Source organism: Taklimakanibacter albus (assembly GCF_016595235.1).
In the GTDB taxonomy this organism is placed as follows: domain Bacteria; phylum Pseudomonadota; class Alphaproteobacteria; order Rhizobiales; family Aestuariivirgaceae; genus Taklimakanibacter; species Taklimakanibacter albus.
Map to the genome: position 1 here is coordinate 1,905,215 of NZ_JAENHL010000007.1, position 24,728 is coordinate 1,929,942.

Here is a 24,728-nt window from a genome sequence, read left to right on the forward strand (position 1 = left end):
CCTCAGGGGCCCTTCTTGTCGAACCAGAACGTGTCCATGCCATAGACGCCGAAATAGGCGGTCGGGTCGAAGCTGAACAACGCCGTTTCAGGCACGTTGCGCAATTTCGCCGATATGACGATAGGCTGCTTGGCGCCATTCACGATACCGATGGAGAAGGCCTGGTCGGTATAGAGCGCCAGCATCTTGTGCCAGATCTCGGCCCGCGCCGCGCTGTCGGCGGCTTTCTCCCATTGCTTGTAGAGATCGAAAAGCTCCTGGGCCTCCTTCACATCGGCCTGCGTCCCCTTCTCGCCGGCCGATTCGACGAAGATGCCCCATTGCGGCCATTGCATCTGCTCATGGCTCGTCGGCGCCAGGGCCTTCGGATTCATGTCGGCGGTCGGCACGCCATTGTCGAGGCCGGAAGCGACGGTCATCATCGTCGTCCCGCCGATGACCCGGCTCCTGAGCACGTCGGTCTGCGACGTCCGGATCACCAGCTTGAGGCCGACCTTGCTCCAATGGTCAGTGATGAGCTGGAGCACGTCCGTCTCGACCGAATCCTCGCCCGCCGTCTCGATGATGATCTCGGCGCGCCTTCCGTCGGGAAGCAGGCGGACGCCGTCACTGCCACGTTTGTCGAGGCCCATTTCATCGAGAAGCGCATTGGCCTTGTCGGGATCGTAAGCGGTATAGGCCGTCGCATATTCCTCGCGATAGAGCGGGCTCGCCGGCAGCACCGTATCGGCGCTCGGCCGGCTCAGGCCGAAGAACTTGGCCTGATTGATCTCGTCGCGGTTGATCGCCAGCGATGCCGCCCGGCGGAAGCGGACATCGCGCAGCACCTTGCTCCACACCGGATCGGCGAAGTTGAGATTGGGGAACAGAGCGACGCGCGAGCCGCGCCCGCTTTCCCACAATTTGACGCGGATCGGATGGGTCGCTTCCGATTCCTTCAGGAACGTGTAGTCGGCGAAGCTGATATTCTGCGCCTGGAGATCGGTCTCACCGGCGCCGGTCTTGGCCGCGATCAGCGACGAGGAGCTCACATTGAGAACGAAGCGGTCGATATAGGGAAGCTGGCGTCCTTCCTGGTCGACGCGATGGAAATACGGGTTGCGCTCGAAGACGAACTGCTCGGAGGGCGGCTTGGTGATGTTGCGCCACGGATCGAGCGTCGGCAGGTCCGGGTTTTCCGGCCGGTATTGCCGGGCTTTGTTGATATGGAGGCCCGTCCACTTCTTCTCGCCATTGGCCTTGATCAGTTCGGCGAGCTTGTCCTCGCTCTGATATTTCTTGTGGAACTGCTTCAGATATTTGGCCGGCATCACCAGGCTCAGCGCCTGGGGGGCCGCGATCTGCGGCAGGAAATCCGGATTGGGGGCATCCCAGCTGTAGCGCAGCGTATTGTCGTCGACGATCTCGAATTTGGGCGGCTTGCCGTCGACTAGGAGATAGGGGGAGATGACCTTGCTCAGCTCTTCATTGAGCTGCACGTCTTCGAGCGCGTAGCGGAAGTCCTCGGTGGTGACCGGCTCGCCGTCCGACCATTTGAGGCCTGGGCGCAGATGGAAGGTGAAGACGCGGCCGTCCTGGACGTCGAAGGATTTCAAAAGATCCGGCTGCAGCTGCAGCTTGTCGTCATAACGCACGAGCCGCGTATAGCCATAGACCGTCATCAGGCTGATATTGCGCTGGCCGCCGATCAGGATGCGCGCCGTGCCGCCATATTGGCCGACGGACTTGCCCTCGCCTTCGATCGTGACCTTGAGCGGCTCGCTCGGCAGGCGTTGATCGACCGGGGGCAATTCGCCCTTGGCCACCTTGTCCTTGAGCGAATCCGGTTCGACATATCCTGCCATGGCCGGCAGGGCGCACAGGACAAGGGCCACGAGCCCGTAAAGAAGCCGCGAGATCATTGAGCTAACTCCCCGTATTGTTTCTCGCGCCGGGCCAATATCCAGTGCGAGCCGCCGAGATCGCGATAGTCGAGGCCCCCACCCCCATCGCGGAAATCCTGTCCCCAGGCGCTGTCATCGGAAGCGCCGCCGAGCTTGAGCGTCTTGAAATCGAGCGGCCGGCCCAGATCGGGATAGGGCACGGCGGCGAGAAGGGCGCGCGTATAGGGATGTACCGGATTGCGGAACAAGGTCTCGCGCGGCGCCACCTCGACGATGCGGCCGCGGCACATCACCGCGATGCGGTCGGCCATGTAATCGACCACCGCCAGATTATGCGAGATGAAGAGATAGGTGAGCCCGAGCTCCTTCTGCAGGTCCTTCAGCAGATTGAGGATCTGCGCCTGCACCGAGACATCGAGGGCGGAGACCGGCTCGTCGCAGATGAGAAGATCGGGACCGAGCGCCAGCGCGCGCGCAATGCCGATGCGCTGGCGCTGGCCGCCCGAGAAGCTGTGCGGATAGCGGCTGAGATAACGCGGATCGAGGCCGACCGCCTGCATCAGTCTTTCCACCGTCGCCTGGCGTTCGGCCGCCGTGCCGATATTGTGGATCTCGAGCGGCTCGCTGAGGATGTTCTGCACCGTCATGCGCGGGCTGAGCGAGCTGAACGGATCCTGAAACACCATCTGGATGCGGCGCCTGAGATCCTTCAGTTTGTCGCCTTCGGCCTTGAGGAGATCGACGGGTCCTTCGCCGCTGTCGAAGGTGACCGTTCCCTGGCTGGGCGTCAGCGCCCGCATGATGATCTTGCTGACGGTGGTCTTGCCGCAGCCTGATTCGCCCACCAGGCCGAAGCATTCGCCCTGCTTGATGTCGAAGCTGACATTGTCGACGGCGCGGATCTCGTGGCCATCGCCCTTGCCGAACCAGCCGGACTGGCGCGTCGCGAAGGACTTGCCCAGGTTCTTGACCGACAGCAGGACGCCGACTTTCTTGCGCTCGCGCTTGCCGTTGCCGCCGAGCAGCGCCCCGGCATTGACCGGCACTTCGCGCAAGGCTTTCAGCCTTTCGCCCGCCGTCATGTTGAAATGCGGCACCGCCGCCAGCAGCGCCTTGAGATAGGGATGCTGCGGGTCGGTGAAGATGTCGGTGACCGTGCCTGCTTCCATGATCTCGCCGCGATAGATGACGACCACCTCGTCGGCGATATTGGCGACGATGCCGAGATCATGGGTGATGATCAGCACAGCCATGTTAAGCTTTTGCTGCAGTTCCTTGAGGAGCTGCAGGATCTGCGCCTGGATGGTGACGTCGAGCGCCGTGGTCGGCTCGTCGGCGATGAGCAGAGCCGGCCGGCAGATCAGCGCCATGGCGATCATCGCGCGTTGGCGCAGGCCGCCCGACAGCTCGAACGGATACATGCCATAGGCGCGTTTGGGGTCTGGGAAGCCGACCAGCCCCAGCATCTCCTCGGTGCGCTCGCGCACTTCCTTTTCCGAGGCCTCGAAGTGGATGCGATAGGCTTCGCCGACCTGGTCGCCGATCGTGTGCAGCGGCGACAGCGACGTCATCGGCTCCTGGAAGATCATCGAGATGCGCCCGCCGCGGATATGGCGGTATTTGTCGCTGTCGACATCGAGAGCGGCGAGATCGGTGACCTTGCCCTTTTTGGGGTCGGAAAACACGATCCGGCCGTGTTTGATGCGGCCGGGTCGCGGCAGGATGCCCATGATGGTCTGGGCAATCACTGATTTGCCGGAACCTGATTCGCCGACAAGCGCCGTCACTTTGCCGGGCAGGACCCGGAAACTGGCACCTTTGACCGCGTCAAAATCCCAGGCATGCAGCGCAAAGCCGATGCCCAGATCTTCGATGCGGAGAATATCACCTGCCGCCGTCATTGCCGAACGGACTTACGCCTTGCCAGCATGGCTAACCAAACGCCTTCCCCTTAAGTTAAGGGGAAGCCTAGCCGTTTTTCGGGTCTCATGGAAAGGGGCAAATCTTCGGGTCGAGCACATCCGCGCAGGCAAGACCTCGGCGGAAGTCGTCATAATAGAGCGCCCAGACGCCTGGACCACCGGCCCGATACGGCCCGAACTTGAAATATTGGTTCTCGCCAAGGCCTTTGTCATTGTGGCCAATGCGTCCCTTGACGGTGACGATCCATTTGCCATTGGCGAAGATTTCGATATGGCCGGTGCCCTCGGGGCCCGGCTTCGTATAGACGGCGAAATCGATCCACCCCGTCTCCGGCGCCGGCAGCGGATTGCCGCGGTCGATCACCGTGATCTTGTCGGTGCAGGCCGTGAATTCATCCCCGTTGTCAGGGCCAAAATTCCTGTCATAGGCGACGAGCGCCCTTGTCTGGTTGGTGTCAGGCCTGAGCCACACCGCCGTCTCGCCGTCCTTGCAATGCGCCCGTTTGCCCTTTTCGATTTCCTTGCCGGGCACGAGATTGGTCTCGACGGTAATGAAGAACTTGCCCTCGTTGAAGCGGAAGGCCAGGAACGGGCTGAAATCGCCGTCGGCGCCGGCATTGATCTCGCGTTTCCATTGGGCGACCAGATAGCGGTGATCGTCCTGCGGCAAGGGCTCCTCGAACTTGACCGCGAAGCCGAACCAGGCGCCCTGGTCGTAAGGTACGCGGAGCTTGCTGCGCTCCCAGACCTCGGCGCGTTCGCTGCATAAGCGTTCGGTCACCGGACAGTGGGGCTTCACCGACAACCGGAGCGCGCCCTTGCCGGTCTTCACCACCTTGTCCTGAAATTCGACGGTGCCGGCGCTCTGCTCGTAATTCTTCTTGTAGTAGAGACCGCCTTCCGGCGCGAAATCCTTGGCCTCGAAGCCGTCGGCGAGCTTGTCCTTATAGGTGAGCTCGGCGGCGGGTGCTGCGGCCGTGGCCAGAAACAGGCCCGTCAACACTGCGCCGATTTGCACGGTTCCGCGGAAGATCCCCATCAGCTCGCCTTGCGCCGCGCCGGCACGACATTGTCGCGATGCAGCAGGATGAGCCGCTCGGCATCGGTGAGCTCGCGGCCTTTGCTGGCCGGCACATAATCGCTGACCGTGCCCTTGCCCGCCAGGGGCGCATGGACCTTCATGTCATAATCGGTGCCGCGCAAGGTCTCGATCCCCAGCATGTTCCAGTCACCGCCGCTATAAAGCGCAAATTCGTCGCTGGCAATGATCGGGGTCTTGTATTTCTTCGACAGGCCCTCGAGCCTCTGCACCTCGTTCACCGCCTGCCCGAAAGCCGAGAAGGTGAGCCGTTCCTTCAACCCGACATTGCCGAACATGACATTGCCGACATGAAGGCCGAGGCCATAACCGACCGCTGGCAGATTTTCGGCCTTGCGCTGCTCGTTGAGCTGGCTCATCCGCGCCACCGCGTTCTGCGCGGCGGAGAGCGCCTGGCGGCAGGCGATCTCGGATGGGCCGCGATGGCGGGCGCAGGGAATAACGGCGAGGAACCCGTCACCGAGGAAGCTCAGGATCTCGGCCCCACCCTCGCTGAACGGCACCGCGATGGCATCGAAGAACTGATTGAGCGTGTCGATGAAGACTTGCCGGCCGGCCTGCTCGGCGATGGCGGTCGAGTCACGCATGTCGGCCATGATGAGGGCGGCGCGGATCGTTTCACCGTCGCCACGCTGGATCTGTCCGGACAATACCCGCTTGCCGGCGCCATTGCCGAGATAGGTGGTGAGCATGTTGCCGGCGAGCTGGCTCAGAACCGCAACACGTGTCGCCACCGCGAGCCGTCCCTGGATGCGCAGCAAGGCGGCGATCTCGCTTTCATTGAAGCCGCCGGCGCGGTCCGTCGACCATGAGCCGACGATGCCCTGTCCCGAATCTTCGCCGAAGGGCAGGAAGAAAGCCAGATAGTCGGTGATGCCTTCCTTCTTGAAATCCTCGAAGATCGGGAATTCCGGCTTGCAGTCGACGTCGATGCGCCGGCGCATGTGCTCGAGCCCGTTATTGATCAGCTGGTAATAGGGACTCTTGATCAGCATGTCGTCCTTTTCCTGGCCGGGCTCGACATGGCGATAACCTTCGACCTTGAGCCCTTCGCCGCGCCGCCAGGTGAAGCCCATGGCGCGATAGAGCGGATGCAGGATGGACAGCGAGATATTGATGCGTTTGAGCGGCAGGCCGGTGGCGGCGAGCCTTTCGCAGCAGCCGCGGATCACCGTCTCGAGATCGGTGCTGCGCAACGAGGCCTGCTTGAGCCAGGCCGACACTTCATCCATGAGGGTATCGGAAATGGCGTGGTCGACGGCCATGGGCTTGTGCTCCGGAAAGGGCGAGGGAATCGGGACTATTGGCCCGATAATGTGTGATCCGGGACGCTCGATTGCAACGGGGTCGCCCTGTTAAGGAAAAGAATATCTGCGCCCCGGGGCGTGGGTGCCAAAGCGATCCCTTGCGACAAATAAGTAACAAGGCTCGGATATTTGCCGACCGTCGTCTGCCGCTCGAGGCGCTCGAACAGCCGCGCCAGCCGGAATGTGGCGAGAAGCGCCTTGCCCCGGCGGAACAGTGCCGGCCCGGTCTGTGTCTTCTCATACAGGGCCGGATGGACGGCGAGTTGCACCCCCTTCACCTGCGGCGCATCGAGCGCCTTGAGCTCCCGGGCGATGACATATTCATACCCTTCGATGTCGATCTTGACGAAGAGCGGCCCCGGCCCCGCCGTCTTGAGGAGCTTCTTCATCGAGCAGCCCTGGACCTCGACCGAGGCGCCGTCGCCGATGGCGAGCGCGCTCGTCTCCGAGCTGCCGAAGCCTTCCACCGCGTTGAGCTTGATGCAGTCTTCCGGCGACAAAGCGGATTCGAGCAGCGTGACATTGGGATAGAGCGGCAGCAGGCTGTTGAGGATCTCCCGGCATTTGGGATCGGGCTCGACCACCAGGACGCGCTTGGCCCTCTTGCTGGCCCAGAACGGCGTGACGCCGATCCAGCCGCCGATATCGATATAGGTGACGTCGGGGCCGAGATGATCGCTCAGGGCACGGAATGTCCGCGGCTCCCACTGGCCGCTTGCCAGTTTTGCATAGAATTTTCGGTATTCCGGCAGGTCCGCGAGGGTGACGGTTTCTCCGTGATAGGTGATGTCGAAATGCTTCATGGCCGTCATTTGCGCCAACTGGGCCGGCAGTTCAATGCGGTTGACGCAAAGGTTACTGGACGAATGACTGCCATGCGCCGTCTCGGCGGACGATAGGCGTGGTTGAAATGGCGTGCACCGCCTCGCCTGCGGCCTCGTGCGCCATCTCCGCAATGGCTTCCAATCCTTCGTTTTCCTGACTGCCGGTCACCAACACGAGATCGTTGGCCGCAACGATGACGACAATATCGCCACGAAAGTGAAGCCGCTCCGTCGACCAGAAATCGTCATCGAGAAGCAGCGACGGCGAATAGGAATCTCCACTGCTCACAATCGCGAAAGTGGGGTGCGTCTCGATTCGGGGCACCACCCGATTGTGTTTCAGGTTCTTGAGCGCCAGGGCCTTCAGTGCGCTCTCGCCGAGCCCCAGTTCATCCAGTTTTTCCTTTGGTGCATAATGCACGGTATCAGGCGCATCAAAAGCATAGATAGCATGGACATCTCCCGCCAGCGGCCAATGAAGCAACGCTTGCCATTCGAAAGCGATTTCGCGGCGAACGACGAGCACAAGGTGCTCGCGTGTGAATGTCGGCACCTCCGTCAATGCGCCTCGAAGGCCGACGAGATAACGGCTTATGATCGCATCGATCTCCGCAGGATTTTCCGCATATTCTCGGAAAGCGTTCTCGAGAAAGACCTTGGCGACGCCATCGTCGTCATCATGTGACATCATCCCCACATGCACCTCCAGCGCTCCCTTGATCGTCGCTTTCATACCCGGCAGGAGCGTCTCGGCCCTTTCGGCGTAGACGTGGGTAAACTGTTCGGCTGTCATTACAGTTTCTGTTGGCGTGGCCTCGGAAGACGAAAACCACGAGAAGATGGCCGTCAGGAAACGCCGCCCCCACATCGTTTCAAACGTTCTTCGCCATTTCCCGGAGCTTGAATTTCTGGATCTTGCCGGTCGACGTCTTCGGCAATTCGGCGAAGACCACATGTTTCGGCACCTTGTAGCGCGCCAGGCCTTTGCGGCACCAGTCGAGCATCTCGTCGGCCGTGACGCTCGCACCCGGTTTGATTTCGATGAAGGCGCACGGGCTTTCGCCCCATTTCTCATCCGCCTTTGCGACGACGGCGGCGGCCTGGACGGCCGGATGTTTGTAGAGCACTTCCTCGACCTCGATCGAGGAGATGTTCTCGCCGCCCGAAATGATGATGTCTTTCGAGCGGTCCTTCAGCTGCACATAACCATCGGGATGCAGCACCGCGAGATCGCCCGAATGAAACCAGCCGCCCTTGAAGGCATCCTCGCTCGCCTGTTTGTTCTTGAGATAGCCCTTCATCACGATATTGCCGCGAAACATCACTTCGCCCAGTGTCTCGCCATCGGCCGGTACCCTCGTCATCGTTTCCGGATCCATCACGGTCAACGCCTCGAGCGGAATATAATTCACGCCCTGGCGCGCCTTCTTGGCGGCGCGCGCCTCGGGCGCGAGCGCGTCCCAGGCGCTATCCCAGTCATTGACCACTGCCGGCCCATAGGTCTCGGTGAGGCCATAGACATGGGTGACGTTGAAGCCCGCTTCGGCCATGCGCGCCAGCACCACTTCGGGCGGCGGCGCCGCCGCGGTGGTGAACTCGACCGCATGCGGAAGCTTCGTCTTCTCATCTTCCGGCGCATTGAGGATGGTCGCCATCACGATCGGCGCGCCGCACAGATGCGTGACCTTGTGCTCGGCGAGCGCCTGCCAGATCGCCTTGGCGCGCACCGCCCGCAAGGTGACATGGGTGCCGCCCATCACCGACATCGACCACGGATAACCCCAGCCGTTGCAATGGAACATCGGCAGCGTCCACAGATAGACCGGATGGCGCTGCATCTGCTGGGTCAGCACATTGCCCTGCGCGATCAGATAGGCGCCGCGATGATGGCACACGACGCCTTTCGGATTGCCGGTGGTGCCCGACGTGTAATTGAGCGAGATCGCGTCCCACTCGTCCTCGGGCATCACCCAGGCGAAATCGGGATCGCCGCCTGAGATGAAGCTTTCATAATCGATGGCGCCGAGACGCGCGCCGTCGGGCACGAATTCGCTGTCGACATAATCGATGACGATCGGCTTCTTGCCCTTGAGGAGCGCCAGCGCCTCCTTCATGAGGCCGGAGAATTCCGTGTCGACGAGGACGAGGCGCGTTTCGGCGTGCTCCAGCGAGAAGGCGATGATGGCGGCATCGAGCCTGGTATTGAGCGTGTTGAGGACAGCGCCCGCCATCGGCACGCCGTAATGGGCCTCGAGCATCGCCGGCGTATTGGCGAGCAAGGCCGAGACGGTCTCGCCGCGCTTGATGCCGGCCTTGCCGAGCGCCGAGGCGAGGCGGCGGGCGCGCGCATAGAATTCCGAATAGGTGATGCGTTGCCGGCCATGGATGATGGCGGTGTGATCCCGGTAGACGGCGCCGGCGCGGGCGAGGAAGGACAGAGGCGTCAGCGGCTGGTAGTTGGCCGGGGTCTTGGGCAAATCGCGGTCATAGATGGAGGTGCTCATGGAGCCGTCATATTCCATCCGCTTTCGCGGCGGAAGACGGTTTACAGGCCGGCCTCGGGCTTACGCCTTTCGCGCTCCCAGTTCTCGCCGCTGGCGGCGATGCAGGAGACCCCTGTCGCCGTGGTGAGCAGCACGGTCCAGCTGCGCTGCTCGGAAACGAACACTTCGAGCAGGGTGCCATCCTGGGTGATGCCGATGGCCTCTGGCGTCTCCTTGTATTGCTTTGCCAGCAGGCTGACGAGATCATCATGCGAGGCGCAGGGAAGCATCTCCGCCTTGGCGATCGAGGAAAGAAACAGGAAAGCGGCAGCCACCAAAAGCCATTTCATGAGGATGCGAGCCATGTGAGCCACTCTCGAATGAGCGCCTTCTTGCCCGGCAGCAACGTCATCACGGGCGAAGCACGGCGCCCGGTTGTAGAGACTTCGGCGATCCGGCCAGGCCGGACCAGGACTTCACCAGTCCCACTTCATTATGTGGTGGCGGGATAGGGCTGCCGCAAGGGCTGCTGGTCGGGCCTCGACGGCTTGCGCCCGTCCAGGACGACGGCGAGCGTGCCCATCACCAGAAGGCCGGTCGCGATGATGACCGTGTCATGCGCGAAGCTGCCGCCCCATTCATGGCGCACGATGGCGCCCGTCATCGACATCAGCGAGCCGACGCAGAAAACCGGGAGCGAATGGCGGCCCATGGCGGTGAGGAAATTGCTCGCCGGGATGCGGTGCATCAGGCGGCCGAGCGGCGACATCATCACCACATAAGCGAGCGCCAGCACATGCAGGAGGCGTGGCCAGGCGACGAAGCCCTTGTCGAAGCTCCAGATCGTCGACGGCAGCTTGATGCCGGAGAAATTGATCACCCAGTCGAACGGTACCCACCAATAGGCGAGCAGCAGATAGACGACGCACAGGCCATAGAGCAGCGCCGAAAATGGCATCGGCCGGTTCTCGCGCTGGCGCTGGCCGAGAATGAAGCCGACGACGAACAGCAGCTGCCAGGCGAGCGGATTGAAGAACCAGCCGCCCGGCATCGGATAGTTGGGGACATCGAGCCCGAAGACGCCGGTGGCGAACCACAAGGTCACCGACACCGCGAGCAACAGCGACAGGCTGTAGCGCGCCAGCACCATGAACAGCGGCAGCATCAGCAGCAGCGCCATATACATGGGGAGGATGTTGAAATAGCCGAGCTGGTGGCCCAGCGTGACGAGCCCGATGACGCCGCGCACCGGATCCTCCGCCAGAGGCTTGATATCCATATAGACGATGGTGTCGTCGAGATAGCCCGGATGCATGAAATAGAGCGTCGCGGCGCAGAACAGCGAGATGCCGATGATCGTCGTCACGATATGGCTCATATAGAGCGTCCAGGCGCGCTTGATGGCCTTGACGGTCGCATCCCAGGTCTCGCCGCGCTCGAAGCGGGCGAAATACGCATAGGCCGAGGCGAAGCCGGCCAGCATGACGAAGACTTCCGCGGCATCCGAGAAGCCGAAATTCTTATGCGTCCACTTTTCGTAGAAGTTGCCCGGCACGTGATTGATGAAGATCGAGGCGAGCGCCAGTCCCCGCAGAAAATCGATGCGGTGGTCGCGGCGTGAGGGGGCGGCGGCAGTCGTCATAAGGCGTGCTTGAAGGACCGGGATGGCAGGATCAAGGCATTGTTATTGCGGCATAATAAGTAGAACAAATTCCGCCGAAATTGAAGACCTCGGCGACGAAAATTTGCTCCAACATATTGATTTGGCGCGAATCCCTGTGGGCGAAGCGGATCCACGTCACCGGGATGCGCTACGTCAATCCGGCTTGAAGGCCTTCGCCTTGGCTTCGCCTTCCTGGCGCTGGGCTTCCGGCAGGCGGCCGACGAATTCATCGAGCCAGGCGTCGTTGCGCCCGCCGGCTTTGGCGAGAGTGTGCCATTTCACCGCCTCGACCGGATTGACGGCGAAGACGCGCCCGGTCGCGAAGAGCAGCGCCACCCGGTTCTGCGCCACCGGATTGCCGCGCTTGGCCGACACCAGGAGCCACTGGGCGCCGACCTTTTCGTCCTTCTTCACCCCATCGCCGCGGAAGACCATGATGCCGTAATCGAGGGCGGCGTCGCGATGGCCCTTGACCGCCGCTTTGGCGAACCATTCGCCGGCCCTGATCTTGTTCTGCTCGACGCCCCGCCCCTCGGTGAAGAGGACGCCCAGATTATATTGTGAATCGGCGTAGCCCTGGAGGGCCGCCTTGTCGAACCATTCGGCCGCCTCGAGCCAGTCGGGCGGCGTTTCGCTGGCGGCGAGCAGCCCCATCCGGTGCTGCGCCTCGGCCTTGCCCTGCTTGGCCGCCTTTTCCATCCAGTAGCGCCCACGGTCGGGATCCGCCTCGCCGAGCATGCCGTTGAGATAGATTTCGCCCAGTGAATATTGCGCCCCGACATTGCCCTTGTCGGCCGCCTGGGCATAGAAGTCGGCCGCCTTGTTGAGATCGGCCTCGACACCCTGGCCCTTCTGGTAGAGCACGCCCATCATCGCCATGGCGCGCGCATCGCCCTTCTTGGCGAGTGCCTCGGCGATGACGCGGGCGCCTTTGTAATCCTTGTCTTCGTAGAGCGAGACCGCTTCCTCGTAAGGCGGCTGGGCCTGGGCCTGCGCCAGGGTTGGGCCGGCAAAAGCCAGGCCCAAGGCCAGCAGATAAGCGGGAAGGCGGTTCATGGGGTCGTCGAAATCGCCTGCATGAGCTCGGTGACGATGCGCCGGGCCTCTTCGGGCGAGGTCCAAATCGACTCCGGCGGCCGGATGAAATCGGGTTGTTGCGTCAATAATGCGGCAACCCCCTCGGGGCCCACCGGATCGGCGGCGATACAGGGCACTTCGAACAGCCCCGTCCACCAGGCGATGATCGGCTCGTCATGCGGCAGGAGCCGGGCCTGATGGAAAGCGACATAATCGGCGCCCGCCTCGGCCAGATCCATCGCCATATGGCGCGACGTGCCGCACAGGGCGCCGATGATCTTGTCCGGCCCCAGAAGCTTGCGGGCATGTTCGTAATCGGCGCGCTCGGTCACCTCGATGCCGTCGCAGGCCTGGGCATGTTTCTCATCGAGGCTGAGCAGCGCCACACCATGTTTATGGGCGGTCGGCAAAAGCAGGCTGACCAGCTCGCCGGGCGCCAGCGCGCTCGCGACATCGCCCGCTTCGCAGGCCGCCGCAAAGCAGCGGACCGCATGGGGGCCAGTCGTTTCGGGGACGATAAGATGAAGTCGGGGCTGCGCCATGGCTGATTCGAAGGCCTCCTCGCCCCGTTCAATCAGAGATGGCCCCGGAAGGCAAACGGTCTCAACCGGCCTTGAGAGCCCGCTCGACCGCTTTGCGCTCCTTCTTGATGACCGTCAGGTAGGCTCGGGCAGCGCTGTCCGGCTTGGATCGGCCCTGCTCCCAATCGCGCACCCTGGCGGCGGTGAGGCTGTATCGTCGGGCGAACTCATCCTGGGACAGGCCGAGTTCGGTTCTGATCTTCTTGACGTCGATCTCGGTAGGAACATGAATCTTGTACTTCGATTTATCCGCGCGCCCCTTGGCATGAACCAGCGCATCTTCGAGACCGGCCTTGATCATCTCAAAAGCTTTGCTCATGACTTTTTTCTCCGTGCTTTCGCTGCGTAGGCCAGGACAATCTGCTTGGTGAGTTTCTTCAACTCGTTGGCTTCGGCGTCCGAGAGATTGTCCTTCATGTTCTTGCCGAAGACCGTGATCAGGTAGACGGGCAAGGCTTCTCCCGTAAAGAAGGTAACAACCCGGTAGCCACCACTCTTACCCTTGCCGCGGCCGGCGAAACGAAATTTTCGGCACCCGCCTGTCCCCTTGATCTCGACGCCCAGCATAGGATCTCGTGCCAGGTCTCGACGATCCGTTCGCGCTCAGCTTCAGAAATTCCCGCCAGATGGGCGCGCTGAGAAACGCAGGAGTCTCGACTACCGTGTGCGCAAATCATATATACGGAATCTCCGTAGATTCGTCAATACCGAAAGCTACGGAAGCTCCGCAATCCGGATCATCACCTTCACGCGAAGGGGTCTTCTGCCCGGGGCCACAGCTTGCGGGTGAGCTTGCGGTAATTGGTGACGCGCGGATTGTTCGGATAGGTGGCGCCCGCCGCCACATAGATCACTTCCGAGGCGATCGGGGCGAAGCCGGCATAGAAGTGATTGGTCGACTTCACCACCAGCAGCGGCTGGGCCTTGGGATCGATGCCGAGATTGGCAAAGATGTCGGGCTCGAAAGTCTGCGTGCGGTTGGTGTTGAGGATGACGTCGATCTCGGTGCCGGCGATACGCACCACCGCTGCGGGGCCGAGCGTGACGCGGCTGCCGCCGAAGCTTTGCCAGCCCTCTTGCACGACCTTGCGGACGATGACGCGCGCATCGACCGGCTCGCCGCCCAAAGGCCCGGACTTGCCGCCGATGCGCAGATCGATCTCCGCCCCCGCGCCCGCGCCATGAGCGAAATTGACCGCCATCGGATCCCAGATCGTCGCCAGCGCCGCCTTCGGAATTTTCCGCTCGATCATGCGGCGCAGCAGGAGCGTGCCGTCGCCGGCGACGCCGCCGCCCGGATTGTCCCACATATCGGCGATGACCGCCGGCTTCCCCGGCCGCGTCACCTGAAGCGCCCGGTCGAGCCCTTCATCGATGCTCATATTGGGCATCAGCGTCTTGCCGCGCAGCGCATAGATCTCGCGCCCGAGTCTTTCGGCGAGACGATCGCCCTTCTCTTTCGCACTGTCGCTCACCACCAGCATGCGGCTGCCCATTTCCGGCACATCCGCCGCCATGAAGCCATGGATGAAGGAGACCGACAGGATATCGTCCTTGCCCTGCAGCGCCTTGATTCGGTCGACGAAGGACCGCATCGGCTCGCGGCTCGTCGGATACACATCGATCAGCCGGCAATCGTAAGCGGAGATCACCGGTTTGATCTCACCTCTGATCGCCTGGAGCGCCAGATCGACGACATGCTCGCCGCGTTCATAGAAATCCGTATGCGGGAATTCCAGGAAGGCGGCGAGGATATCGGCATTGGCGACGCGTTTCGGCGTCAGATGGCTGTGCGGATCGAGCTCGGCGGCGATGACGACCTTCGGCCCGACGATCGCCCGCACCCGCTCAAGAAGATCGCCTTCGCAATCATCATAGCCCTGCGCCACCATCGCGCCATGGAGGCCGAGCACGACGCCATCGACCGGCAGCGCGGCCTTGAGCTCGGCCAAAATAGCGTCGCGCAAGGCCTCATAGGCCTGGCGATTGAGGAGGCCGCCGGGCTCGGCCCAGGCGGCGGTCCCCTCGATCACGGTGAGGCTTTTGTCTTCACGCGCCCGCCGGCGCAGCACCAGCATCGGCGACGAGCACAGCGTCGGCGTCTCCGGATGTTTGCCCGGGGCGGCATAGAACGCCATGTCGAAGCTGGCGCGATCCGTCGGCACCGGCGAGAAAGTATTGGTCTCCGTCGCGAGCGACGCCGTGAAGATGCGCATGGCTGTCCGGATTATTTCTTGGGCGAGAAGGCGATGGCTTCGATCTCGACCTTGATGTCGATCATCAGCCGGCTTTCGGCGGTGGTGCGCGCCGGCGGCTCTTTGGCGAAGAACGTGCCGTAGACCTGGTTGAAGCCGCCGAAATCGCGGGCATCATCGAGCCACACGGTGGTTTTCACCACTTCATCCATTGTGGCGCCGGCCAGCGCCAGGGCCGCTTTGACATTCTCCAGTACCTGGCGCGTCTGCTCCTTGATGCCGCCCGGCACGACATTGCCTTGCGCGTCGACCGGTACCTGCCCCGACACATAGACGAAATCACCGGCCCGGACGGCGGGCGACAAAGGGACATGCGATGTGCCGAAAACCTGCTTCTTCATGGATCGTTCCTTTTTATTTGACTGCGCCGAGCGAAAGGCCGCGCACTAGGTAACGTTGCAGCCAGGCGAAGAGAATGGCAACGGGGATCGTGGCGACGAGGGTTGCCGCCATCACATGATGCCACTCGACCGTGTAGCGCCCGGCGACCAGCGAGAAGACCTGGATCGGCAGGGTGTAGCTCTCCTGGCGCCTGAGCAGCGTCAGCGCGATGACGAATTCGTTCCATGCATTGATGAAGGTGAAGATGGCGGTGACGGCGATGGCGGGCGTCACCAGGGGCAGGAACACCTTGATCAGCGTCTGGCCGCGCGACGCGCCTTCCATCCAGGCCGCCTCCTCGAGGTCCTTCGGGATGGTGGCGAAATAGCTCTGCAGCATCCACACGGTGAAGGCGATGTTGAAGGCCATGTAGATGACGCCGACGGTCGGCACATTGTCGACGAGGCCGAGGGCGGCGATGAGCCGGAACAGGCCGACCACCAGCACGATCGGCGACAGCATCTGCGAGATGAGCAGGAACTGGTTGAAGGCGCCGCGGCCGCGGAAACGGAAGCGCGACAAGGCATAGGCCGCCGGAATCGAGATCAGGATGGCGCCGATCGTGGCGATGAGCGACGTATAGAGCGAGTTGAACAACGCCCGGCCGAAATTGGTCACCGTCCACATGTCGATGAAATTCTGCCAGCGGATCTCGCTCGGCCACCAGGTCGGGTTCAAGACCTCGGCCTGCGGCTTGACCGCGGTGATGAACATCACCGCGAACGGAAACAGCGACAGCACCACCAACGGTGACAACAGCGCCCAGGCGATGATCGAGCGTTTGAGCTTGCTCATCAGGCCTCACGCTCCTTCATGGCGAGCCGCACATAGATGATGGTGAAGACGAGCAGGATCGCCAGCATGATGAGCGACACCGCCGAGGCCTCGCCGAGCTTCCCGATGCGGAAGCCGAGCTTGTAGAGATGGGTGACCAGGATATCGGTCGAATTGGCCGGCCCGCCTTGCGTCGTCACCCAGATGATCGGGAAGGAATTGAACACATAGATGGTGTTGAGCACCAGTGCGATATTGATGAAGGGTTTCAGCAGCGGCAGCGTGATATGGCGGAACTGCTGCAGGCGCGAGGCGCCTTCGAGTGCCGAGGCTTCATAGAGATCCTGCGGGATCGAGGAGAGGCCGCCCAAAAAGATCGTGGTGGTGAAGGGCACCGTCACCAATATGCCGATCAGCACCTGCATGGCGAAAGCGAGATCGCCGCTCGCCAGCCACTGCACATTCTCGCTGATGATCCCTAAGCCCATCAGCGCCGAATTGAGCATGCCGCTTTCACCATTGAGCGACCAGCGCCACACCACCGCCGTCATGGTGAGCGAAACCGCCCAGGGCAGCATCAGGATCACCCGCGCGATGTCGCGGCCGTAGAAATCTTCATTGAGAATGAGCGCCACCGGCACCGAGACGAGCAGCGCGCCGCCGACCACAAGAACCGTCCACAAGCCGGTGCGCCACAAGGCCGATATAAAATCGGCATTGGCAAAGAGCGCTGAAAAATTGGCGAAATCGTTCCAGCCTTTGAGCTGTCCGAAACGGTTCACGTCATTGGTGGCGATTTCGATCAGGCTGCCGACCGGCCAAAAGATGATCGCCGCCGCCAGCACAAGGCTCGGCAGGATCAGGAGATAGGGAATGGCGGTCTGGCGCGAGGTCATCAAGCATCGGCCCGAAAAGTGCGCAGCGGTTTTCGGATAAGCCGATGCGCAAACAAAGATGATGAAGCTTACGGAATGTCTTTTACACCCTCTCCCCCGCAGGGGAGAGGGGTTTCCGTATGACTTACTTCTGCAGGATGCCGTTGATCTCTTCGGCGGTGGCTTTCAGCGCCACGTCGGGCTCGACATCGCCGAGATAGATCTTCTGCAGCGCGTCGGAGGTCTTCTGCGCCACTTCCTCCCAGCCCGGGATGACCGGCGCGAAGCGGGCCGACGGCAGAAGATCGGTGAACGCCTTGAGATCGGCATTATTCACATAATAGTCCATCTTCGCCTCTTCCTTGTTCACCGGCAGAAAGCCTTCGCCCTGCGTGAACTTGGCGCGCATGTCGGTGGTGAAGAGATAGTCGAGGAACTTCCACGCCTCTTCCTTGTTCTGCGAGTTCTTGAACATGATGATCGAGTCGGTCACGCCATAGGTGCCGCGCGCGCCCGACGGGCCGGCCGGAATGGCGGCGACGCCATATTTGAGGTTCGGCGCTTCTTCCTTGATCTGATTCGACAGGAAGGGCGCCGTGATCATCATGCCGATCTTGCCCTGCTTGAACAGGTTCTGCACATCCTCGCGCGAGAAGGAGGTGACGCCCGGCTGGGTGAGCTTCTTGTCGATCAGCTCCTTGTAGATCTTGGCGGCGGCAATGGCGCCGTCGCTGCCGAGACCGGACTTGCCGTCCTTGTCGAGGATTTCGACGCCCTGCGACCACATCGCATAATAGTAATAGACGTCGGTCTCGATCTCCTTGCCCTGGAGCCCGTAGCCATAGACGCCGCCGCCCAATGCGGAGATCTTCTCAGCCGCGGCCTTGAGCTCGTCCCAGGTCTTCGGCGGCTCGGTGATGCCGGCCTTCTCGAACAATTCCTTGTTGTAATACATGGCGCGCGCCGAGGCGGCGATCGGCAGGCCATAGGTCTTGCCGTCCATCACCGAGGGCGACAGGAAGGTTTCGATGAAACGGTCCTTGAATTCCGGCGTGATGAATTGGTCGAGCGGCTCGGCGACATCCTGCTTCACGAAGTCGATCAGCCAGCGCGTGCCGATGATCGACAGATCGGCATTGGAGCCGGCGCCGATATCGGTGGTGAGCTTCTGCAGCAGCACGTCCCACGGCACCACTTCGATCTGGATGTCGACGCCCGGATTGGCGGCTTCGAAGGCCTTCTCGGCCTCGGCGAAATAGGGTCCGGTCTTGGCGCTGTATTCGGCGACGGTGACGCGCACGGTGCCGGCGAGCGCCACGCTGGTGAGCGCCGCGAGGCTCAAGCCCGCGGTCAGAATAGTCTTCAGAAATCGGCTTTTCATGGAGTTCCTCCTCAGTCGGAAATGGGGATTTTGGGAGCCCGTTTTCGGGCTTTCACGGACATCGTTTTCGATGTTGCCGAGTTACATACTTTCAAAAATAAAGGAAAACAAGCTGAAATTATGTTGCCAACTTACAAAATTGCGCACAGACTGGAATGAAGACAGGAACAGCGAGGGGCCGGTTTCGACCGGAATCCCGGCAAGGTTGCTTGCGGTTCGCTCAAGCTGGAGCGATCGTAACTGGCACCAAATACGGCGAGGAAACATGACGGGTCTCAAGGGCAAGAAAGTCATCATCACCGGGGCGGGCGGCGGCATCGGCTCGGCCCTGGTCCAGGCCTTCCATAATGAAGGCGCCACCGTCATCGCCTGCGACCGCACGGCGGAAACCGCCGAGCCGATCAGGCCCGATCACCTGGAGGTCTTCGACCTTCTCGATCCCGCCTCCATCGGCAAGGCGGTGGAGAACATCACCGCCAAATTCGGCGCCCCCGACTGTCTCGTCAACAATGCCGGCTGGACGCGGGCCGAATTGATGGAAGACGTGACCAACGAGGTCATCGCGCGTGAATTGCAGCTCAATCTCGGCGGCGTCATGCAATTCACCAATGCTCTCCTGCCGGCGATGGTCGAGCGCAAGGTCGGCAGCATCGTCTTCATCAGCTCGGTCAATGCGCTGATGCATTTCGGCAATCCCGTTTATGCCGCGGCCAAATCCGGCATCGAGGCCTATTCGCGCGCCATCGCGGTCGAGCATGGCGCGCAAGGCATCCGCTCCAACAGCGTCTGCCCGGGCTCGACCCGCACCCATGCCTGGGATCACCGGCTCGAAGCCGAGCCTTTGCTTCTGCCACGCGTCACGAGGCTTTATCCGCTGCAGCGCCTGGTCAGTCCCGAGGAAGTGGCCAATGCGGTCGTCTTCCTCGCCTCGCCTTTGTCGAGCGGCATCACCGGCGTGACTTTGCCGGTTGACGCCGGCGCCACGGCGGGCTTCCTTCCCTTCATCGACACGGTTCTGAAAGGCGTCTCATGAGCACGGTCCATCTGCGCGGCATCGCCAAGCAATTCGGGGCGGTGACGATCATTCCCAAGGGCCTCGATCTCGATATCGCCGATGGCGAATTCGTCGTCCTGGTCGGTCCCTCGGGCTGCGGCAAGTCCACCCTTCTACGCATGATCGCCGGTCTCGAGGAGATCAGCGACGGCGAGCTCATGATCGGTGGCAAGCGCGCCAATGGGCTCAGCCCCCAGGAACGCAACATCGCCATGGTGTTCCAGTCCTATGCGCTCTTCCCGCATATGACGGCCAAGGACAATATTGGCTTCGGTCCGCGTATCCGCAAAGAGGCCGAAAGCGCCGTCACCGACAAGGTCGGAAAGGCCGCCGGCATCCTCAATCTGCATGATTATCTCGACCGCTTTCCGCGTCAGCTGTCCGGCGGCCAGCGCCAGCGCGTCGCCATGGGCCGCGCCATCGTGCGCAGCCCCGAGGTATTCCTGTTCGACGAGCCGCTCTCCAATCTCGACGCGCAATTGCGCGTGCAGATGCGCACCGAGATCAAGGCGCTGCATCAGCGGCTGGGCTCGACCATCGTTTATGTGACGCATGATCAGATCGAGGCCATGACCATGGCCGACCGCATCGTCGTCATGAACAAGGGCCGCATCGAGCAGGCGGGCTCGCCGCTCGAGCTCTATGACCATCCCGCCACCAAATTCGTCGCGAGCTTCTTAGGCTCCCCCTCGATGAGCTTCGTGCCCGGCCGGGTGAAGAAGACTGCCGACGGCGCCGCCGTCGTCACCGATGACGGCGTCGTCCTGCCGACCCGGACACTCGCCGCCGCCAATGATGGCCGCCAGGTCGAGGTCGGCATGCGGCCCGAGCATTTCCGTCTCGCCGACACGGGCCAGGGCATGCCGTTCAAGGTCGACGTCATCGAGCCGACCGGCTCGGAGACCCATCTCTACGGCGCCATCGCCGGTACGCCGGTGCGCTGCGTCTTCCGCGAACGGCTCAAGCTGGCGCCCGGCGCCGAGATCGGCCTCGCCATCGACCATCAGCTCACCCATGTCTTCGACCGCGAGACGGGGCGCCCGGTGTGAACGACATCATCGATATCGTCGCGCGTCTGCGCGAGCGCTCCGAGGACGGCTCCAAATCCGACCGCCGCCTGGCGCAGCTCATTCTCGACGATATCGATTTCGCCTCCAAGGCGGCGATCGCCGACCTCGCCGCCCGCGCCGAGGTGAGCGAGCCGACGGTGACGCGCTTCTGCCGGGGTCTCGGCTGCGAAGGCACCCGCGATTTCAAGTTCAAGCTCGCCCAGGCTTTGGCGGTCGGCGCCCTCTATCTCAATCCGGTGCCGCTCAACCGCGACGCCCGCGAAGAGCGCACCTTGCAGGCGATCTGCGACGGCGCCGTCTCGGCCATCGAGAAGCTCAAGCCCACCCTCGATATCGGCGCCATCGCCGAATTGAGCGCCAAGATCACCGAGAGCCCGCATGTGCTGATCTACGGCTCGGGCGGCATTTCCTCGATGATGGCGGTGGAACTGCAGAACCGCCTGTTCCGCTTCCGCATCAACGCCGTCTCGCATATAGACGGCCAGATGCAGCGCATGACCTCGGCCGTCGCCGACAAATCGACCCTCGTCATCGGCTTCTCGGTGTCGGGTTACGCCCGTTCCGTGGTCGATGCGGTGATGGTGGCCCGCCAATATGGCGCGCACACGGCTGCCGTCACCGCTCAACCCTCGGCGCTGGCCGAGGCGGCGCATATCGTGGTGCCGTTCCAGACCTATGAGGACAGCCACATCTACAAGCCGACCTCGTCGCGCTACGCCCTCCTCGCCATCGTCGACATCATCGCCACCATGGTCGCCGAGAATATGGGCCCGCGCGTCATCGAGGGCATGCGCCGCATCAAGCAGAGCCTCAACACGCTGAAGGTCGACGATCCGCGTCTGCCGCTCGGCGACTAACCATCCGATAATACAGGGAGAGAAAAATGGACTACACGAAGAACCCCTTTGCGCCGAACGACACCGACCGGCATCAGATCTGGGCCATGCTGGTCGAGCGCGACATCGACGCGTTCATCGCCGCCGACTGGTCGAAGCACGGCCCTGATTTCCATGCCGAATCCTTCTTCGGCGTGAATGCGCACAAATCCGAGCTGCCCGACAGCTGGCGGCTCGATTTCCCCAATCTCGACGCCTATCGCGACGAATGGCTGCGCCAGGCCGCCGCCACCGCCAAGGTCGAATATGCCGAGCCTTTGCGCGAGGCCTTGTTCCGCGCCACCAATATGCGCGACATCGACATCGCCGGCGACCGCGCCGTCTGCCACAAGAAATTCGACGGCGTCGTCGCCCGGGCCGATGGCGGCCAGGACGTGCTGAGCTGGCAGACGCTCTATTTCTGCGGCCGCTTCAACGGCGTGTGGAAGATGACCGGCTTCGTCGGCTACATGCCCTTCCCGATGGGCAAGGCGAGAACGTAACCCTATCCGTCACCCCGGCGAAAGCCGGGGCCCATTAAATTTCCGCCACGCGGGCAGTGCCGCCCATATTGCACTTATTCATTGGGCCCCGGCTTTCGCCGGGGTGACGGTCCTTCTACTGCACCAATCCCCGCGCATCGACCTTGACGGCGCCCAGCACCTCATCGCCGCGCACGAAGACGACGCGGTTGAAGAGATTGGTCACCGGGCAGACATGGTTGGGCGTGATGCGCACCAGATCGCCGACCCTTGGCTTCTCCGCGACATTCGAAATATCGAGGAAGCCATGCTCCTCGCTGGTCGCATAGATTTGCGCTTTGCCCAGCGCATGGACGACGCCATAACCTTGCAGGCCCAGAAGATCGCTGGTCAGCGACTTGCTGCCGGCATCGATCATGGCGCGCTGATCCGTCGGCCGGCTCACCACCGTGGCGAGCACATTGAGCGCGCAATCCTCGTAAGTGCAGGTGCCGCGCTCGGCGAGCGAGCGGTCGAAATAGATATAGGTGCCGGCGCGATATTCGGTGGGGACCGCGAGCCCCTCGTCCTTCCACATATCAGGCGAGCCGCCGGTGCTGATCACCTTCGTCGCGAGCCCGGCTTCCGCGGCCCGTTCGCGCGCCGCGACCAGAAAGGCCTCGGTTTCCCGGCGCTGGCCAGGCGCCGCATAGGTCATCAGGCCGCCATAGGAGAGACCTTTGGTCCGCTCGATCGCCTTGGCCAACGCGGCCGCGGCCTCCGGTGACTGCACGCCATTGCGCTTGGCGCCGGTATCACATTCGACCAGCACCGCGATGTCGCGGCCCGCCGCGACGCCGGCGCGGCCGAGGCCTTCGAGCAGCGCCTCATTGTCGGCGACCACCGAAATGTCGCTGCGTTTGGCGAGATCGGCGAGGCGCTTCAGCTTATGCTCGCCCACCACATTGAAAGTCAGCAGCATGTCGCGGATGCCGGCATCGGCCATGACTTCCGCCTCGCCGAGCTTCTGCACCGTGATGCCCTTGGCGCCCAGCGCCAGCTGGTATTTGGCCAGCGGCACCAGCTTGTGGGTCTTGATATGGGGCCGGTTGGCGATTCCGAGCTTGTCGCAGCGCGCCTGCCAGCGCTTGAGATTGCGGTCGACGACGTCGATGTCGATGACGGGCGTCGGCGTCTCCAGATCCGCGATCTTCTTGCCCACCGATTCGAAACGGAAAAAGCTGGTGATGTCCTTGCTGCTCATTTTCTTATCCTCTATGCGGCCCGAGGCTTTTAGAGCATTTCGGCGCAGCAGGGAAATGCTCAGACGATTCCGGCTGATGCCGTGCCGCTATCAGGCCGCTCCTCGGCCTTATGCCGGCGGTAGCCTGACGCCCGGTAGGTGGCGATCGGATCGATGGCGCCGCTCTTGCGCCGCCGGGCTTCCGCCAGGACGGGCGACACATCGGTGACGAAGGCCTGCTTGACGAGGAGATGGCCGCCCAGCACATCGCTTTCCGCTTGCACGGCAGCGAGCACCGCGCGGTCGATGAGCGAGGCCTGCACATAGGCGCGTTGGATCTCGTTGGCCGACTGGATCAGGCTTTCGATCGGATCGGTGACATTGTGCGACTGGTCGATCATATAGGCCGGGTTGAAGCCCGGTGCCTTGCGCAATTCGGCATCGACCAGCTCATTGAAGACCAGGAACAGGCGGAACGGATCGACCGAGCCCGAATCGAGATCGTCATCGCCATATTTGGAATCGTTGAAATGGAAGCCGGCGAGCTTCTGCGCCCGGATGAGCCGCGCCACGATCTGCTCGATATTGGTGTTGGGCGCGTGATGGCCGAGATCGACCAGGCATTTGGCCTTGGGCCCCAATTCGCTCGCCGCCATGAAGCTCGAGCCCCAGTCGGAGATCACGGTCGAATAGAAGGCCGGCTCATAGAGCTTGTGCTCGAGGAACACCGACCAGTCCTTGGGCAGCGCGTCATAGATCTCTCTGAGCGACGCCATGTAACGATCGAAGGCGGCATTGAGATTGGACTGGCCGGGGAAGTTCGAGCCGTCGGCGATCCATACGGTGAGCGCTGACGAGCCGAGTTTGCGGCCGATCTCGATACATTCGAGATTGTGTTCGACCGCCTGGGCCCGCGTGCCCGGATCGGCATGGGTGAGCGAGCCGAATTTATAGGAGAGCTTCTGGCCCTTGGCATCCTGGAAGCTGTTGGAATTCACCGCGTCGAAGGTGAGATCATGCGAGGCCGCCTTTTGGCGCAGCGCACTGTAGTCGTCGACCTTGTCCCACGGAATATGCGGCGAGACCGTCGGCGTCACCCGGCCGAGCTGATGGATGACGCCGCAATCATCGATCTTGTCGAAGACGTTGCGCGGCTCGCCCGGCCCCGGAAAGCGGGCGAAGCGGGTACCGCCGGTGCCCACGCCCCAGCTCGGCACCGCCACCGCATAGGCCATGGCCCGCGCCGTCATCTTTTCGATATCGACGCCGCGCCGCTCGAGCTGCCGCCCGAGCGCCGCATAATCTTCCGCCAATGCCGCTTCCGCTTTGCGGTTCTGCGCGCCGATGAAGTCGGCGGATATGGAAAAGGTCATGACGCCTCCAGTAATTCCCCTCTCCCCCTGCGGGGGAGAGGAAGGGGCCCATTGCGAAGCAATGGGAAGGTGAGGGGGAACCAGTCTCGCAACCTCTTCCGAGATACATCCATAGGCAATGCCGGTTCCCCCTCACCCTGCCCTCTC

24 protein-coding genes are annotated in these 24,728 nt (G+C 62.3%); 4 read left to right on the forward strand and 20 right to left on the reverse strand.

All coding sequences use genetic code 11. The features are described from left to right. Positions 1 to 2 precede the first annotated feature (2 nt). The 18 genes from JHL16_RS20565 to JHL16_RS20650 all read right to left on the reverse strand — a co-directional run bounded on the left by JHL16_RS20565 (position 3) and on the right by JHL16_RS20650 (position 18,505). Positions 3 to 1,901, reverse strand: a complete 1,899-nt coding sequence (locus JHL16_RS20565; protein ID WP_200186700.1) for an ABC transporter substrate-binding protein — start codon at positions 1,899 to 1,901, stop codon at positions 3 to 5. Then, positions 1,898 to 3,784, reverse strand: coding sequence for an ABC transporter ATP-binding protein (locus tag JHL16_RS20570; RefSeq protein WP_200186701.1), 1,887 nt, complete (start codon positions 3,782 to 3,784; stop codon positions 1,898 to 1,900). The genes JHL16_RS20565 and JHL16_RS20570 overlap by 4 nt, the downstream gene beginning before the upstream one ends. Before the next feature lie 85 nt (positions 3,785 to 3,869). After that, positions 3,870 to 4,838 carry a polysaccharide lyase family 20 protein gene (locus JHL16_RS20575; RefSeq protein WP_420884565.1) on the reverse strand — a complete coding sequence of 323 codons (969 nt, stop codon included), beginning with the start codon at positions 4,836 to 4,838 and terminating at the stop codon, positions 3,870 to 3,872. 5 nt (positions 4,839 to 4,843) lie between these two features. Continuing rightward, positions 4,844 to 6,169, reverse strand: a complete 1,326-nt coding sequence (locus tag JHL16_RS20580; RefSeq protein ID WP_200186703.1) for an adenylate/guanylate cyclase domain-containing protein — start codon at positions 6,167 to 6,169, stop codon at positions 4,844 to 4,846. A gap of 35 nt (positions 6,170 to 6,204) precedes the next feature. Next, a complete protein-coding gene (locus JHL16_RS20585) occupies positions 6,205 to 7,023 on the reverse strand; it encodes an FkbM family methyltransferase (RefSeq protein WP_200186704.1) in 819 nt (272 codons plus the stop codon). Positions 7,024 to 7,066: 43 nt separating this feature from the next. Beyond that, the gene (locus JHL16_RS20590; RefSeq protein ID WP_200186705.1) at positions 7,067 to 7,828 is read right to left on the reverse strand and encodes a DUF1444 family protein; all 762 of its coding nucleotides are present in this window, start codon (positions 7,826 to 7,828) and stop codon (positions 7,067 to 7,069) included. Positions 7,829 to 7,907: 79 nt separating this feature from the next. Beyond that, complete coding sequence (locus JHL16_RS20595; RefSeq protein ID WP_200186706.1) at positions 7,908 to 9,539, reverse strand: acyl-CoA synthetase; 1,632 nt, start codon at positions 9,537 to 9,539, stop codon at positions 7,908 to 7,910. A gap of 41 nt (positions 9,540 to 9,580) precedes the next feature. After that, complete coding sequence (locus JHL16_RS20600; RefSeq protein WP_200186707.1) at positions 9,581 to 9,883, reverse strand: hypothetical protein; 303 nt, start codon at positions 9,881 to 9,883, stop codon at positions 9,581 to 9,583. 128 nt (positions 9,884 to 10,011) lie between these two features. After that, entirely contained in the window at positions 10,012 to 11,160 is a 1,149-nt protein-coding gene (locus tag JHL16_RS20605; RefSeq protein ID WP_200186708.1) for an OpgC family protein, read from the reverse strand. Between the two features lie 174 nt (positions 11,161 to 11,334). After that, a complete protein-coding gene (locus JHL16_RS20610; protein ID WP_200186709.1) occupies positions 11,335 to 12,237 on the reverse strand; it encodes a tetratricopeptide repeat protein in 903 nt (300 codons plus the stop codon). Beyond that, positions 12,234 to 12,800, reverse strand: a complete 567-nt coding sequence (locus JHL16_RS20615; protein ID WP_200186710.1) for a thiamine phosphate synthase — start codon at positions 12,798 to 12,800, stop codon at positions 12,234 to 12,236. The genes JHL16_RS20610 and JHL16_RS20615 overlap by 4 nt, the downstream gene beginning before the upstream one ends. Before the next feature lie 61 nt (positions 12,801 to 12,861). Beyond that, positions 12,862 to 13,158 (reverse strand): helix-turn-helix domain-containing protein, encoded by a 297-nt coding sequence (locus tag JHL16_RS20620; RefSeq protein WP_200186711.1) that lies wholly within the window; start codon positions 13,156 to 13,158, stop codon positions 12,862 to 12,864. Then, entirely contained in the window at positions 13,155 to 13,406 is a 252-nt protein-coding gene (locus JHL16_RS20625; protein WP_200186712.1) for a type II toxin-antitoxin system RelE/ParE family toxin, read from the reverse strand. The genes JHL16_RS20620 and JHL16_RS20625 overlap by 4 nt, the downstream gene beginning before the upstream one ends. A gap of 179 nt (positions 13,407 to 13,585) precedes the next feature. Continuing rightward, entirely contained in the window at positions 13,586 to 15,055 is a 1,470-nt protein-coding gene (locus tag JHL16_RS20630) for a M81 family metallopeptidase (RefSeq protein WP_200186713.1), read from the reverse strand. Between the two features lie 11 nt (positions 15,056 to 15,066). Beyond that, on the reverse strand, positions 15,067 to 15,435 hold the full coding sequence (locus JHL16_RS20635) for a RidA family protein (RefSeq protein ID WP_200186714.1): 369 nt from the start codon (positions 15,433 to 15,435) through the stop codon (positions 15,067 to 15,069). Between the two features lie 13 nt (positions 15,436 to 15,448). Beyond that, positions 15,449 to 16,270, reverse strand: coding sequence for a carbohydrate ABC transporter permease (locus tag JHL16_RS20640; RefSeq protein ID WP_420884555.1), 822 nt, complete (start codon positions 16,268 to 16,270; stop codon positions 15,449 to 15,451). Then, entirely contained in the window at positions 16,270 to 17,145 is an 876-nt protein-coding gene (locus tag JHL16_RS20645; RefSeq protein WP_200186715.1) for a carbohydrate ABC transporter permease, read from the reverse strand. The genes JHL16_RS20640 and JHL16_RS20645 overlap by 1 nt, the downstream gene beginning before the upstream one ends. A gap of 124 nt (positions 17,146 to 17,269) precedes the next feature. Beyond that, positions 17,270 to 18,505 (reverse strand): ABC transporter substrate-binding protein, encoded by a 1,236-nt coding sequence (locus tag JHL16_RS20650; protein WP_200186716.1) that lies wholly within the window; start codon positions 18,503 to 18,505, stop codon positions 17,270 to 17,272. 265 nt (positions 18,506 to 18,770) lie between these two features. On the opposite strand from JHL16_RS20650, the gene JHL16_RS20655 reads away from it, so the two are divergent. From JHL16_RS20655 to JHL16_RS20670, 4 genes are read left to right on the forward strand one after another with little or no spacing between them, the layout of a single operon-like run. Next, positions 18,771 to 19,538: an SDR family NAD(P)-dependent oxidoreductase gene (locus JHL16_RS20655; protein WP_200186717.1), complete on the forward strand. Its 768-nt coding sequence runs from the start codon at positions 18,771 to 18,773 to the stop codon at positions 19,536 to 19,538. Then, positions 19,535 to 20,608 carry an ABC transporter ATP-binding protein gene (locus JHL16_RS20660; RefSeq protein WP_200186718.1) on the forward strand — a complete coding sequence of 358 codons (1,074 nt, stop codon included), beginning with the start codon at positions 19,535 to 19,537 and terminating at the stop codon, positions 20,606 to 20,608. Before JHL16_RS20655 ends, JHL16_RS20660 begins: the two co-directional genes overlap by 4 nt. Continuing rightward, positions 20,605 to 21,486, forward strand: coding sequence for an SIS domain-containing protein (locus tag JHL16_RS20665; RefSeq protein ID WP_200186719.1), 882 nt, complete (start codon positions 20,605 to 20,607; stop codon positions 21,484 to 21,486). The genes JHL16_RS20660 and JHL16_RS20665 overlap by 4 nt, the downstream gene beginning before the upstream one ends. 26 nt (positions 21,487 to 21,512) lie before the next feature. Next, on the forward strand, positions 21,513 to 22,007 hold the full coding sequence (locus JHL16_RS20670; protein WP_200186720.1) for a hypothetical protein: 495 nt from the start codon (positions 21,513 to 21,515) through the stop codon (positions 22,005 to 22,007). Between the two features lie 115 nt (positions 22,008 to 22,122). On the opposite strand, the gene JHL16_RS20675 is transcribed toward JHL16_RS20670, so the two are convergent. Both JHL16_RS20675 and rhaI read right to left on the reverse strand, forming a co-directional pair. Then, a complete protein-coding gene (locus JHL16_RS20675; RefSeq protein WP_200186721.1) occupies positions 22,123 to 23,229 on the reverse strand; it encodes an alanine racemase in 1,107 nt (368 codons plus the stop codon). Positions 23,230 to 23,288: 59 nt separating this feature from the next. Continuing rightward, positions 23,289 to 24,581 (reverse strand): L-rhamnose catabolism isomerase, encoded by a 1,293-nt coding sequence (gene rhaI / locus JHL16_RS20680; RefSeq protein ID WP_200186722.1) that lies wholly within the window; start codon positions 24,579 to 24,581, stop codon positions 23,289 to 23,291. Between the last annotated feature and the right edge of the window lie 147 nt (positions 24,582 to 24,728).

Coding starts and splice junctions, on each gene's coding strand:
- JHL16_RS20585 (WP_200186704.1), bottom strand. CDS start 7,023: ATGACGGCCATGAAGCATTTCGACATCACCTATCACGGAGAAACCGTC.
- JHL16_RS20565 (WP_200186700.1), bottom strand. CDS start 1,901: ATGATCTCGCGGCTTCTTTACGGGCTCGTGGCCCTTGTCCTGTGCGCC.
- JHL16_RS20655 (WP_200186717.1), top strand. CDS start 18,771: ATGACGGGTCTCAAGGGCAAGAAAGTCATCATCACCGGGGCGGGCGGC.
- JHL16_RS20570 (WP_200186701.1), bottom strand. CDS start 3,784: ATGACGGCGGCAGGTGATATTCTCCGCATCGAAGATCTGGGCATCGGC.
- JHL16_RS20595 (WP_200186706.1), bottom strand. CDS start 9,539: ATGAGCACCTCCATCTATGACCGCGATTTGCCCAAGACCCCGGCCAAC.
- JHL16_RS20650 (WP_200186716.1), bottom strand. CDS start 18,505: ATGAAAAGCCGATTTCTGAAGACTATTCTGACCGCGGGCTTGAGCCTC.
- JHL16_RS20590 (WP_200186705.1), bottom strand. CDS start 7,828: ATGACAGCCGAACAGTTTACCCACGTCTACGCCGAAAGGGCCGAGACG.
- JHL16_RS20580 (WP_200186703.1), bottom strand. CDS start 6,169: ATGGCCGTCGACCACGCCATTTCCGATACCCTCATGGATGAAGTGTCG.
- JHL16_RS20600 (WP_200186707.1), bottom strand. CDS start 9,883: ATGGCTCGCATCCTCATGAAATGGCTTTTGGTGGCTGCCGCTTTCCTG.
- JHL16_RS20645 (WP_200186715.1), bottom strand. CDS start 17,145: ATGACCTCGCGCCAGACCGCCATTCCCTATCTCCTGATCCTGCCGAGC.
- JHL16_RS20615 (WP_200186710.1), bottom strand. CDS start 12,800: ATGGCGCAGCCCCGACTTCATCTTATCGTCCCCGAAACGACTGGCCCC.
- JHL16_RS20630 (WP_200186713.1), bottom strand. CDS start 15,055: ATGCGCATCTTCACGGCGTCGCTCGCGACGGAGACCAATACTTTCTCG.
- JHL16_RS20620 (WP_200186711.1), bottom strand. CDS start 13,158: ATGAGCAAAGCTTTTGAGATGATCAAGGCCGGTCTCGAAGATGCGCTG.
- JHL16_RS20660 (WP_200186718.1), top strand. CDS start 19,535: ATGAGCACGGTCCATCTGCGCGGCATCGCCAAGCAATTCGGGGCGGTG.
- JHL16_RS20675 (WP_200186721.1), bottom strand. CDS start 23,229: ATGAGCAGCAAGGACATCACCAGCTTTTTCCGTTTCGAATCGGTGGGC.
- JHL16_RS20605 (WP_200186708.1), bottom strand. CDS start 11,160: ATGACGACTGCCGCCGCCCCCTCACGCCGCGACCACCGCATCGATTTT.
- JHL16_RS20635 (WP_200186714.1), bottom strand. CDS start 15,435: ATGAAGAAGCAGGTTTTCGGCACATCGCATGTCCCTTTGTCGCCCGCC.
- JHL16_RS20640 (WP_420884555.1), bottom strand. CDS start 16,270: ATGAGCAAGCTCAAACGCTCGATCATCGCCTGGGCGCTGTTGTCACCG.
- JHL16_RS20625 (WP_200186712.1), bottom strand. CDS start 13,406: ATGCTGGGCGTCGAGATCAAGGGGACAGGCGGGTGCCGAAAATTTCGT.
- JHL16_RS20670 (WP_200186720.1), top strand. CDS start 21,513: ATGGACTACACGAAGAACCCCTTTGCGCCGAACGACACCGACCGGCAT.
- JHL16_RS20610 (WP_200186709.1), bottom strand. CDS start 12,237: ATGAACCGCCTTCCCGCTTATCTGCTGGCCTTGGGCCTGGCTTTTGCC.
- rhaI (WP_200186722.1), bottom strand. CDS start 24,581: ATGACCTTTTCCATATCCGCCGACTTCATCGGCGCGCAGAACCGCAAA.